This is a genomic window from Bacillus seohaeanensis (assembly GCF_042684945.1).
Taxonomy (GTDB): Bacteria; Bacillota; Bacilli; order Bacillales; family Bacillaceae_B; genus Rossellomorea; species Rossellomorea seohaeanensis.
This window is the reverse complement of record NZ_JBHUMF010000012.1, coordinates 1-12,725: the sequence shown is the minus strand read 5'-3', so window position 1 is coordinate 12,725 and position 12,725 is coordinate 1. Positions and strand designations below refer to the sequence as shown.

Here is a 12,725-nt window from a genome sequence, read left to right as displayed (position 1 = left end):
AATACATGAAATTCGAGAAAAAACATCACCTTAATGAAAAGGATTTTTTTATACGTTAATGCCAGTAAAAGGGAGAATTTTAAATGTTCGTTTCACTGAGTTCGTCAACACTTATAACATTATTTTTTATTATGCTTATTGTTTCTTGGCTAAGTGGACTATTGTTTTTACATCCACGGATCCCCTTAAGTTTTATTCGTATTCATATTGGTATCGTTGCTTTACCACCATTGGTTTCCTTACTTGCACTTGTTAATACTAACGTTAATAAAGTGGTCGGTCCTTGGCATCTAGATTCCTTAGCTTGGCTAATGGCCTTCTTTGTTCTTTCCATCGGCTTAATCATTCAGCGTTTTTCCGTACGTTACTTAATGGGAGATCGCTCGTATCGAAAATATTTTACGCTTTTCACATTTACTACAAGTGCCGCTTCCGTTGCATGGTTAAGTAATGATCTTCGCTTGATGGTCATTTGTTGGGGAGCAACTCTTGTCGGGTTGACTCTACTCATAAGGTTAAACAGTACCTGGAAAGTAGCTAATGAAGCAGCAAAGGTTTCCAGTCGTTTATTTACAATAAGTTGGTTTGCTCTGTTATCCGCGGTCATCTGGCTTTCTCAAGTTACGGGTCAATGGCAGTTATCATTAGTGTTAACGAATGAAAGCTTAGCTCAACTTGGAACATTGGAGAAAACATGTATTAGTCTATTAATTGTGTTAACCGTAATAATTCCAGCAGCACAATGGCCTTTCCAACGCTGGCTAATAGAGTCTGTTGTAACTCCGACTCCTGTTTCTGCAATTATGCACGCTGGTTTAGTAAATGCAGGTGGGATAATGTTAACTAGATTTTCACCTCTTTTTAATGGTGATATAGCGCAAATTGTTTTACTTATTCTCGCTAGTATTTCCGTATTAATCGGATCTGGCGTTAGTTTAGTCCAAGTTGACTATAAACGTCAGCTAATTGGCTCAACGATGTCACAAATGGGGTTCATGCTCATTCAGTGTGCATTAGGTGCTTATTTAGCCGCTATTATTCATCTTGTTTTACATGGTTTATTCAAAGCTACATTGTTTTTACAGGCTGGTTCAGCAGTACGTCGTTTTGAAGTTTCGACTCATGTTAATGACAAGTCATCCTATTTATGGATCATGGCTGGACGTGGCTTAGGCTTACTTATAGGGATTGCTTTTTGGGTGTCGGCCCCTGGAGAAGGTTATCAATTAATTAGTGCACTAATCCTAGGGTGGTCATTATCCTTGTCTTGGAAACAGCTTGTTGCCTTTGGAAAAGGAACAATCGGTCGAATTGCTGGCTTATCATTTTTAGTTGGCTCTGCCATCCTTTACTTTATCATTCATCACCTCTTCTATGAGTGGCTGCATACAACCATTTATCAAAGTGCCCAACCTCCAATGTGGGCCGTTATCTTTGCCGTATGCCTCTTGCTATTTGGTAGCTCTATTGGTGCTCTGATTGCTCGTAATCGGTCCTCTGTTTTATTCTCTGTACTTTATCTTTGGTTAGTTCAGATTGGTGAGGCAAAACAAAAGTCAGTAGAACGTCATCCAAACTACCTTAAACAATATGCATCTCAAGGAGGTAATCGGTAATGAGCGCAACATCCGTATTAACGAAAGAAGATGTAACTAAAAAAAATACAACTACTGATGTTCAAGGAAATGATATGAATGATTTAGTTGAAGCTGCTAGCCGAGTAATCACACCACTTTCTCCCATTTCTATGTTTGCAGCGCGTAGCCCTTGGGCAGGGCTTGAAAAGCAATCATTTGAACAAGTTGCAGACTGGCTAAAAAGTATTCGTGATGTAGATATATACCCTAGTGCTTCTATCATTCATTCTGCAAAAGAACGGGATGAGATTGATGAATCTTTTCTACAATTGGGGTTGCAGCGTTGGCTTGACTCTCATTCTTTTCATATACCACGGAAGACAGCAGAACATTTTTGTCGGGAAGCTTTAAAGTTAAATACATTGCCTTCTAGCCTTTTAGCATCACCTGAATTAAATAAGTTAGTAGAGGAAACAAGTGGATTAAACACTGAGGGTATCGAGAACTTCTCCATGCAACCAATAAGTGCGCTTATAGGGAATCAAGATGGCGAAAGCTTAGTTAATATTCTCGATCATCATGTTATCAAGTGGTGTAAATTATATCTTGATGACTCCGAGGCAGGGTGGACAATGCCAAATCGTGAAGAAGGTTTCTATCGTGCATGGCGTCGTCTCATTCAATACGATCCAGCACTTAGTAAAAATCAGCGTAAACGTTTAAAAGATTGGCCACAAGATGCACAGACGGCTTTAATAGGAGCATTATCTGCACTGGAAATCCCTGAGTCAAAGGTACAGAACTATTTGGAAGGCCATTTGCTTTCCTTACCTGGGTGGGCAGGAATGATGCTTTGGCGTTCCCAACAGTCGAGCCACGAACATGCACTCTTAACGGAATATTTAGCCGTTCGAATTTCGATGGAATGGGTTCTCCTAAAACCTTATTTACCTTTGTCCATTCAACGACCTAAGAAAGAAGTTTCGATTGCACCCCTTTTAGCATCTTGGATCCATTGGGGGGACCTTTCCATCGAGGAATGGTCGCAAATGTCCGTCTCTGAACAAAACGAATTTTTATCACTTGCCTATCGTTTTGACGAGAGACTTCGCAGGAAGCTTTGGTTGGAAGCTTGGGAACAAACACACACAAAGCGATTAAGTCAGAAGATAATCTCTAAACAAGGTGTAACTAACGATAAAAAGGCTGCGTTAGCTCAATTAGCATTCTGTATTGATGTACGTTCAGAGCCTTTTCGTCGACAACTTGAAAAAGAAGGCCCGTTTGAAACAATTGGAGTTGCTGGTTTCTTCGGGGTGCCGATTGCAACTAGTGACCTTGGTAGTAATCACAGCCACCCTTCCTTGCCGATTATTCAAAAACCTCAACATCAGATAAAGGAACTGACAGGTGAAAATGAACTGGAATCTTACCTACAACGCAAGCAGGTAGACAATTCATTAAGCTATACATTTAAAATAATGAAACAGAATGTACTGTCGAGCTTACTTTTACCTGAATTAAGTGGACCTTGGCTTAGTCTACAAATGGTAACACGAAGTTTTGTGCCAACAAAGGCAGGTCGTTTTATTCGTAACCTTCGTAAAACTTGGTTACGCAAACCTGATACAGGACTCTCCATTAATCATGTTTATGACACAGATACGGAAATACCGGTTGGTTTTTCTAAAGAAGAAAAAATAAATTATGTGCGACAAACGTTAAAAATGATGGGGCTAACAGAAAATTTCGCACCATTAGTCGTAATATGCGGACACGGTAGCCAAAGTACCAACAATCCGTACGCTGCCTCTCTTGAATGTGGTGCCTGTGGTGGAGCGGCAGGTGGATTCAATGCAAGGGTTTTAGCTACTTTATGCAACCTTCCAGAAGTAAGAGAAGTGCTTTCTACTGAAGGAATTACAATCCCTAAGGACACGGTTTTCGCAGCCGCTGAACATAAAACAACAGTGGATGAATTACAATGGATTTATGTCCCTGAACTTTCCGAACCTGCCCAAGAAGCATTTAATCGTATTGAAGCTATTATGCCGAAAGTAAGTCATAATGCAAATACAGAACGTCTAGCTCAATTACCGAATTTCAAATCTACATTTAAAAATCCGACAGCGGAAGCACACCGATTTGCAGAAGATTGGAGTGAGATACGTCCGGAATGGGGATTAGCTCGTAATGCATCTTTTATTATCGGTCAGCGTGAATTAACTCAAGGCAGTGATTTAGAAGGTAGAGCATTCCTTCATAATTATAATTGGAAGCAGGATGAAAGTGGTGACGTCTTAGCTAACATTATTGCAGGACCAGGAACGGTGGCCCAATGGATTAATCTACAATATTATGCTTCAACGGTGGCCCCTCATTATTATGGTAGTGGAAATAAGGCAACACAAACGGTAACAGCAGGTCTCGGTGTGATGCAGGGGAATGCAAGTGACTTATTATCCGGACTACCTTGGCAATCCGTTATGAAATCAGATGATGAGGCTTATCACTCTCCTCTTCGTTTGCTGATTGTCATCCAAGCACCTAGGAAGCATATAAAACGTTTATTAAATAACGATTCCGCATTTCGGGAAAAAGTGCAAAATGGCTGGGTTCGACTTGCTAGTGTTGATTCAGAAGGACGTTGGGAAAACTGGTAACTGCCATCTATTCGGGGTATTAATGATTACCTCATTGGATTAACTTTAGTAAGTCGCTGTACTTTCAATGCGGTTTACGCTGTTAGAGGTTCTGATTACCATCAGAGCCTCTCCTCTATTACATATTTCTTGTTACTATAATAAAGAGAATTGACATTGTTTTCTGCAGCAAAAGACAGGCGTTGAGCAACAACACTATTTGCTACATAATCATAGACTTCCTTTCCGATCCTTAGCCTCGAATAAGTGTCATAGCTCTTTTCTCCACCTTTTATTCGCTCGATAACATAAGGTGCTGTTCCTATGTCTCCCCCCTCCCTCTTTAATAAAGATAACGCGCTCCTCTTCTTCTCTATACAATTCGATAACTACACACCACGCCTTTTGGGATACTTCTCTTCATTTTATAAGGTTTACATTCACCTTTTACCACTACTTTATCCTTTAGAGGAAAATATCTCTTCTACCTATTAAACTTGTTTACCTAGAAATAGAAGAGGAAAAAAGGTACACTTAACAAAAAATGCTCCTTTTTTGTTGCTAAAACACTACTTTTATAAAACGTTGATTTCTAAAGATGGTTGCTTTTAACAACAGTTGAAAACATAGGGTGCCTGCAGTAGAAAGGAACGGCCCCTTCCCCACAAACAACAACTTTTACAAAAGCAGCCTTGTAAAAAAGTGCATATATGGAGATGAAAACACATGATCCACATTTTAGTCGCAGACGACGACACACACATTCGCGAGTTATTAAAACACTATCTTCAAGCGGAAGGTTTTGTCGTCTTTGAAGCAGCCGATGGCGAAGAAGCATCCGCTTGGATTACAAAAGAGCAGATTCATTTAGCTGTTGTAGATGTAATGATGCCCAATAAAGACGGATTTCAATTATGTGAAGAAATAAGAAAATACTATGACTTCCCTGTTATCTTACTAACAGCGAAAGACCAACTTTCCGATAAAGAAAAGGGGTTCTCTGTCGGTACAGATGATTATTTAACAAAGCCATTTGAGCCAAAAGAGTTATTATTTCGAATCAAAGCATTACTCCGCCGTTATCAAATGGTAAATGCCGAAAAGATTGAGCTTAATGGAACTGTTATTGATCGAAAAAGTTATGAAGTTACATGCAACAATAAACTACTTATGCTTCCGATGAAAGAATTTGAATTATTAACCCAACTTGCTAGTTTCCCCGGCAGAATATTCTCCCGTGAGGAATTAATTCAACTCGTCTGGGGAGTAGATTTCGAAGGAGACGATCGTACAGTTGATGTACATATCAAACGATTACGAGAACGTTTTTCCAATCGAACTGATGATTTTTCTATTAAAACTGTTCGAGGAGTTGGCTATAAACTAGAGGTTACAAAAAAATGAAAACACTTTACTCACGAATTGTGTTAACAACCATTGTCGTTATGATCATAAGCAGTGTTCTTGCCTTTATTTTTTCAAATATTTACTACCAACAATTTTTAAAACCATACAACGATAAAAAGGTAACCCGTATGGCAAAAGATATTCAAGTATTTTATAAATCAAATTCCAATGTCAATATTGACGCCTACTTAAACAATGTTGGGAGTCTCGGTTATCAAATTTATTTAGTAGATAAAGATGGAAAAGGTTCATTTTATGGCGAAGCATTTAAAGATAAGAATATAGAGTCAAAGGTTATAAAAAGTGTATTAAATGGCGATGTATATCATGGTATTAGCCGCTTTCCGACAAATTTTTTTACTACTGGTTTTTTTGAAAATGGACTAACAAACACAATAGGTGTAAAGGTAACAGTCGATAGTAAGCCCTATGCCCTTTTCATAAGGCCTGATGTTGAAGTTCAATTTGGAGAACTGAGAATCTTTTTTGCTATTCTACTTGTATTAACAATTTTAATCAGTATTCTATTCGTTGCGATCAGTACCCGTTATATTGTAAAACCGCTAAAAAGACTGACAGAAGCAACAAAAAGTATTGAAAAAGGAAAGTATACTATTGATTTAAACGTAAAACGGCGGGATGAAATAGGCAATTTAGCTAATCACTTTTCGCAAATGGCAGGAAGCTTAGAACAACTAGAAGAAATGCGCCAAGAGTTCGTCTCAAACGTTTCACACGAAATTCAATCTCCGCTTTCTTCGATACAAGGATTTTCGCAAACGTTACAAACAGAAAAATTATCGAAAAAAGAGCGGAAACGATATCTCTCCATTATTGAAGATGAAAGTAGGAGATTGTCGTTATTAAGCAAACAATTATTAACACTCGCTTCCTTAGATAAAGAAGACAAAATAATGAAAAAAGATAGCTTTGATCTTGCTGCTCAAATGAAGCAAGTGCTATTTATGACAGAGTGGAATTGGCAACAAAAAGACATAGCCATTGACATGGAGCTTCCTTCAACTGTCATCCATGCTGATCAAAAATTACTTCATTTAGTCTGGACAAACCTTATTACAAACAGTATTAAATTTACCAATCAGGGCGGAACGATATCCATCAAGCTTTCAAAAAACGATGATGGATGCCACATAGAGATTGAGGATAATGGAATAGGTATCTCCAAAAGTGACCTCCCCTTTATCTTTAATCGTTTTTACAAAGCTGATAAAGCGAGGAACCGCAAAGAAGGCAGTAGTGGTTTAGGACTTGCTATTACCAAAAAAATCATCGAATTACATGGTGGACAAATCCATGCGAAAAGCAAAGTCGGTAAGGGTACTACCTTTTATGTCCACCTTCCCTTAATGTAATGAACTGTTCATACTCCGTTCATTTTTCTTTCCTATACTTTAAATCAAGGAAAAAAACTTAAGGAATGGAGATGAACTTGCATGTTTCTTGCATTACGTGAATTGAAATATGCTAAATTACGTTATTTTTTAATAGCATTAATTATGATTTTGATTGGATGGTTAGTTCTTTTCGTATCGGGCTTAGCAAACGGACTAGCCTCTGACAATGCTTCTGCCATAAAAACAATGAACACAGATTATTTAATAGTACAAGAGGAGTCAGATAATAGATTAAATCGTTCGCTATTATTAGAAGAAAAGTTTCACGATATCCGCCAATATCTCGACGAAACAGCGGCAACTCCATTAGGTGTGCAAATGGCCACCCTTACTAAAAAGGAGTCATCTAAAAAAATCGATGCAACGTTTTTTGCTATTGATGTGAATAGTATGCTCTCTCCCGGTCTTGTTGAAGGGAAAATGATCAATAACACAACAACAAATGAAGTAGTAGTAGATCAGTCGTTTAAAGATAACGACGTTAAAATTGGTGATTATGTAACAGATCAAGCCTCAGGGAAGGATTTTAAAATTGTCGGGTTTACCAAAGGACAATCTTATAGTCACACACCAGTAGTTCACATTAATTTTAAAGAATGGGCTTCTATTAACAAGAAGGTGTCCTCCCAAGGTCCATCTTCTAGAAATAAACCATTTAACGCAATTGCTTTAACAGCAAATCACGATAAAGCACAGCAAATTGAAAAAGAAGTATCCGGTATTAGCGTAATCAGTAAAGACAAAGCGTTAGAAGGGATTCCAGGATACCAACAGGAACAAGGGTCACTACTAATGATGATTGTATTCCTTTTTATTATTGCAGCAGTTGTATTGGCCGTGTTCTTTTATGTGATGACGATTCAAAAAATCAACCAATTTGGTGTCTTGAAAGCAATCGGAGCTAAGTCTAGTCAGCTAGCTAGAAATATTATTTTTCAAGTATTGGCTCTTTCGACTTTGAGTCTTGTTATTAGTGTTGCACTAACTTATAGTGTATCAGCCATTCTCCCTGCCAGTATGCCGTTTGACCTTGATCCACAACTAGCTTTAATTTGTTCTATGCTATTTTTAGCTGTCTCCGTTGTTGGATCATTATTATCTTTATATCGCGTCATAAAAATAGATGCAATGGAAGCAATTGGGAGGGCTGCATAATGAGTACGAAACTTCTACTTGAAAATATTAATAAAATTTATGGAGATGGAGATACAGCAGTAAAAGTTTTGGATAGTGTTTCCTTACAAGTGAAAGCCGGTGAATTTGTTGCGATTGTCGGTCCCTCTGGCTCCGGTAAAAGTACCTTTCTTTCCATCGCAGGTGCCCTACTATCGCCAACTAGTGGTCGGGTAGTCCTAGGAGATCAGGAAATAAACACACTTTCTCCTAAAAAAATGAATCAAATTAGATTAGAAAAAATCGGGTTCGTTTTTCAATCATCCAATTTGATACCGTATTTAACTGTTTATGATCAGTTACTGCTCATTTCAGAACTTGCGGGTAAGCGCAATAAAACCGCTAAACAAAGAGCAAATAACCTGTTAAATCAACTCGGACTAAGTCATCGTCGAAATCATTACCCAGAAAGTTTATCCGGCGGAGAGCGGCAACGTGTTGCGATTGCTCGCGCATGGATGAATGACCCAGAGATAATTCTTGCTGACGAGCCAACAGCAAGCCTTGATTCTGAACGAGGAAAAACTGTTGTACAAATGCTAGCCGACGAAGTACACTCACGAGAAAAAGCAGCCATAATGGTCACACATGATAAACGAATGTTAGAGCTATGTGACCGGGTTGTCTATATAGAAGATGGGAAACTGTCAGAGTAAACAGCATCAAAGTTTGGAGACCTGTCGACATTTGTCGTTTCATCGATAAATTGACCAAGCAGCTTTCCCATTTCAAGAACAGAAAACCTAAAAAAGCCGAGTCTACTATTTTTATAGCAGACATCGGCTTTTTTCATTTCTTTCTAGATAGCAAGTTAGAAAGTCATACTAACACAGACACTTTCACTTCTAATTCCTCTATAGCACTTCTAACTCCATCCTCACTTATAGCAGAATCCACTAGTTGCAATGAAGCATTTTCCATAGCATATTTCGCTAAATCGTTTATAGCCTTTTGCCCAGAAACCCCTACATCTCCTAGTGTGATAGGAAGGTCAAGCTTTTTATAAAAAGGAACTAATTCTTCAATCTCTTCCCACTGTCCTTCTATTGCCAATTGAACGAGAATCCCATAGGCAACTTTTTCCCCATGCAATAAATGGTGGGTGGACGGAAATTCCGTTAATGCATTGTGAATTGCATGTGCTCCTGCTATTCTCCCGTAATCATCACCATATCCCCCTACCATTCCTCCGAGCATAATATTCGTTTCTACTACTTTTACAAAATCCTTTGATAATCGCTGTTTTTCCATATCTTCCAAACACCCTACACTTTTTGCAAGCAGAATATCCTTACATAAACGGGCGGAATGATGGGCTACCATGACTGGAACAGGTGGCTCCGCTACGTTGCGAATCACAACATCCGCTTCATACCACTTTGCAATAGTATCCGCTATCCCAGCTCTTAAATATCTTGATGGTGAGGATAAGATTACTTCGGGTTCAACTACTACAACATCTGCACTCTGTGGAAAAATCTCATAATAAAGAAACTTTCCTGCGTCATCATAAATAACACTAAGCGGTGTCCAAGCTGAACATGTAGAAGCTAGCGTGGGAATTAGTATAGATGAACCTCTAACTTCATTGCTGACTGCTTTCGCTAGATCTAATACCTTGCCACCACCAATTCCTATCACGCTATCAAAGTCCCCTTGTATGTAAAACTTTGAAATTCTTTCTATTTCTTTTAATGAACATTCCCCGCGGTATTCCATATACTTGTATTCAACTTGTTGAAAAGAAGGTAGAAAAGACTGAACAGCATGCAACGACTTCTGTCCATGAATAATTAGCACACGACTTTTCTTCCTTTGTAACAATAATGACTCAAGTTCCTTCAATATATTTACTCGACATTCGTAGTATTGAGGAGCGCCCCTTACTATTAATGAAGCATTCATCGTTATCTCCCTCTCTTTCACACTTACTAAAAAAGTAAGCAACGCCCTAAGACGCTGCTTTATACTATTATTCTTCTGTCATCCACTTTGGTTTTCCAAATCCCTTAAATTCTTCATCAATTGTTTTTTCAAATTCTGCCGATTCAACTACTTCTTTAAGATCTTTGGCAAAAGTAGCATCTACATCTTCTGTGTTCACTACCACACGATTACGATAGTCATCTGGCATATCTTCTAACTGTAATGCATCTAATAAATCCATCTCAGCAGCAAGAGCATAGTTACCAGGAACTGCCGATAAATCCACACTTTCTACTGCTCTAGGCAATTGTGCTGCTTCAAGAGGTTCAAATTTTAAGTTAAGCTTATTTTCTTGAATATCTTTCTCCGATACAGTTAAAGGGTCTGTATCAGGCTTTAACGTTATTAGTTTAGCATCTTCTAAAATTTGAAATGCTCTGGCAGCATTTGTTGGGTCATTTGGAATAGCAATTGGAGTGCCCTCTTTAATATCTTCTATACTTTCAAATTTATTTGAGTAAATTCCCATTGGTGCAGTAGGTACAATTTTCACTTCAGAGAGTTCAATATTATGTTCTTCCGCAAATGTTTCCATATAAATTTTATGTTGGAAAAGGTTAGCGTCTAGATCTCCTTCGGATAGAGAGATATTTGGTTGAATATAGTCGCTGAATTCTTTTACCTCGATAGTGTATCCCTTTTCTTCCATTAATGGTTTAACTGCCTTGGTTACCATATCGCTATATGGACCCGCCGTTGCCCCAATCACTAACTTCTTTTTATCTTCCGAACTTGCATTTTCACTGTTGCTGCAAGCCCCTAAAATACCTACAACAAAAATTAATAAAGAAAAATAAATCCACTTTTTCATTTCCTTATCCCCCAATAATTATGACTTTTTATCTACTACTCTTGCTAATTGATCACCAACTAACTGGATTAACTGTACAAGACAAATTAAAATGATAACTGTTGTTAACATCACTGTATTATCATAGCGGTAATACCCAAAGCGAATTGCTAAGTCTCCAACTCCACCACCGCCAACAATTCCAGCCATTGCAGAGTAAGCGACTAAACTGATTGTTGTGATGGTAATTCCTTGAACAATTCCTGGTTTCGCTTCAGGAAGCAATACATCCTTTATAATCATCCAAGGGGTAGCTCCAACAGCAACCGAAGCTTCCACTACTCCCTTGTCAATCTCCCTTAAAGACGTTTCTACCATTCTTGCAAAAAACGGGATGGCCGCAACAGAAAGTGAAACGGAAGCTGCAGTAGGTCCAATCGTTGTTCCTGTTATAAGTTTTGTCAGTGGTAAAAGTGCAACTAAAAGGATAATAAATGGAACAGATCGAACCATATTCACTACAAAACCTACTATTGCTTTCACTAATTTATTTTGCAAAAACAATCCCTTATCAGTTACAAATAATAAAATTCCTAGAGGCAATCCAAATATAAGTGCAATTAATAGTGAAATTCCTACCATATATATTGTCTCAAAAAATGCCTTATTTAGTTCTGGAAGAATAGTTACAATGGATTCAGGCAGCACTGTTTAGCACCTCCAAGCTTTGTGTTCGTACTTTAATATACTCTATAGCAGTCTTTATCTCAGCCGCATCTCCTATAATTTCCATGATGAAAATCCCGAGCGGAACATCTTGTATGTATTCAATCTTTCCATGCAAAATATTCCCTTTTACATTGAACTTTTGAAAGACATCCGAAACAACTGCTTCTTCCGCAATAGATCCTTTAAATTGTATTTTAATAATCTCTCCAACCCTTTTCTCCAATACTGTTTTTGGTATTTCAAATTGAAGAACGCTCTCAATAAAGTTTCTTGTCAGTGGTTGTTTTGGAGAGGCAAAGATATCATAGACTAAACCTTCTTCAATAACCTTTCCATCTTGCATAATCGCCATCCGATCACATATTTCTTTTACGACTTCCATTTCATGTGTAATCAAAACAATTGTTAAACCAAGTTTCTTATTAATCTCTTTTAACAATTTAAGAATACTTTGCGTTGTGCTTGGATCTAATGCCGACGTTGCTTCATCACATAAAAGAACTGTAGGATTATTTGCTAACGCCCTCGCAATACCAACTCGCTGTTTTTGTCCACCACTAAGCTGCGATGGATAATCGTTCTTTTTATCAGCCAAGCCAACAAGGTCAAGCAATTCCTCCACCCTCTTCTTCGTCTTTGTTTTAGGGATTCCAGCAGCTTTTAACGAAAAGGCAATATTGTCAAAAACAGTTTTCGAGGATACTAGATGAAAATGCTGAAAGATCATCCCAATTTTCTGTCTTGCTTTTCTTAACTGTTTAGCATTCAATGCAGTTAATTCTTCTCCCTCAATAAAAATCTTTCCCTCTGTCGGCTTCTCCAATAGGTTTAAACATCTTAGCAAAGAACTTTTTCCTGCCCCACTATAGCCAACTATTCCAAAGACTTCTCCCTTTTCAATAGATAGAGATACATCGTCGACTGCTCGAACCATTGTCTTTTTAACTCGATACTCTTTTACTAGATGTTGGATTTCAATCAAATGAATGCCTCCCTTTCACTTGCT

The 12,725-nt window shown here is 38.1% G+C and carries 10 protein-coding genes; 6 read left to right on the top strand and 4 right to left on the bottom strand.

Annotated features, from left to right (window positions below):
* Window positions 1–83 precede the first annotated feature (83 nt).
* The 6 genes from ACFSUL_RS04860 to ACFSUL_RS04835 all read left to right on the top strand — a co-directional run bounded on the left by ACFSUL_RS04860 (window position 84) and on the right by ACFSUL_RS04835 (window position 8,870).
* Window positions 84–1,616, top strand: a complete 1,533-nt coding sequence (locus ACFSUL_RS04860; protein ID WP_377933220.1) for an NADH dehydrogenase subunit 5 — start codon at window positions 84–86, stop codon at window positions 1,614–1,616.
* A complete protein-coding gene (locus tag ACFSUL_RS04855; protein WP_377933218.1) occupies window positions 1,616–4,240 on the top strand; it encodes a DUF2309 domain-containing protein in 2,625 nt (874 codons plus the stop codon). Before ACFSUL_RS04860 ends, ACFSUL_RS04855 begins: the two co-directional genes overlap by 1 nt.
* 705 nt (window positions 4,241–4,945) lie before the next feature.
* Window positions 4,946–5,623 carry a response regulator transcription factor gene (locus tag ACFSUL_RS04850; RefSeq protein WP_377933216.1) on the top strand — a complete coding sequence of 226 codons (678 nt, stop codon included), beginning with the start codon at window positions 4,946–4,948 and terminating at the stop codon, window positions 5,621–5,623.
* Window positions 5,620–6,999 (top strand): sensor histidine kinase, encoded by a 1,380-nt coding sequence (locus tag ACFSUL_RS04845; RefSeq protein WP_377933214.1) that lies wholly within the window; start codon window positions 5,620–5,622, stop codon window positions 6,997–6,999. The genes ACFSUL_RS04850 and ACFSUL_RS04845 overlap by 4 nt, the downstream gene beginning before the upstream one ends.
* 81 nt (window positions 7,000–7,080) lie before the next feature.
* The gene (locus tag ACFSUL_RS04840) at window positions 7,081–8,196 is read left to right on the top strand and encodes an ABC transporter permease (RefSeq protein WP_377933212.1); all 1,116 of its coding nucleotides are present in this window, start codon (window positions 7,081–7,083) and stop codon (window positions 8,194–8,196) included.
* Window positions 8,196–8,870 (top strand): ABC transporter ATP-binding protein, encoded by a 675-nt coding sequence (locus ACFSUL_RS04835; protein WP_377933210.1) that lies wholly within the window; start codon window positions 8,196–8,198, stop codon window positions 8,868–8,870. The genes ACFSUL_RS04840 and ACFSUL_RS04835 overlap by 1 nt, the downstream gene beginning before the upstream one ends.
* Window positions 8,871–9,033: 163 nt before the next feature.
* On the opposite strand, the gene ACFSUL_RS04830 is transcribed toward ACFSUL_RS04835, so the two are convergent.
* From ACFSUL_RS04830 to ACFSUL_RS04815, 4 genes are all read right to left on the bottom strand, one after another.
* Window positions 9,034–10,119, bottom strand: coding sequence for an iron-containing alcohol dehydrogenase family protein (locus ACFSUL_RS04830; protein ID WP_377933208.1), 1,086 nt, complete (start codon window positions 10,117–10,119; stop codon window positions 9,034–9,036).
* A 67-nt stretch (window positions 10,120–10,186) separates the two neighbouring features.
* A complete protein-coding gene (locus ACFSUL_RS04825) occupies window positions 10,187–11,011 on the bottom strand; it encodes a MetQ/NlpA family ABC transporter substrate-binding protein (RefSeq protein WP_377933206.1) in 825 nt (274 codons plus the stop codon).
* Between the two features lie 18 nt (window positions 11,012–11,029).
* Entirely contained in the window at window positions 11,030–11,698 is a 669-nt protein-coding gene (locus ACFSUL_RS04820; RefSeq protein WP_071413379.1) for a methionine ABC transporter permease, read from the bottom strand.
* Window positions 11,688–12,701, bottom strand: coding sequence for a methionine ABC transporter ATP-binding protein (locus ACFSUL_RS04815; RefSeq protein WP_071413378.1), 1,014 nt, complete (start codon window positions 12,699–12,701; stop codon window positions 11,688–11,690). The genes ACFSUL_RS04820 and ACFSUL_RS04815 overlap by 11 nt, the downstream gene beginning before the upstream one ends.
* Window positions 12,702–12,725: the final 24 nt, after the last annotated feature.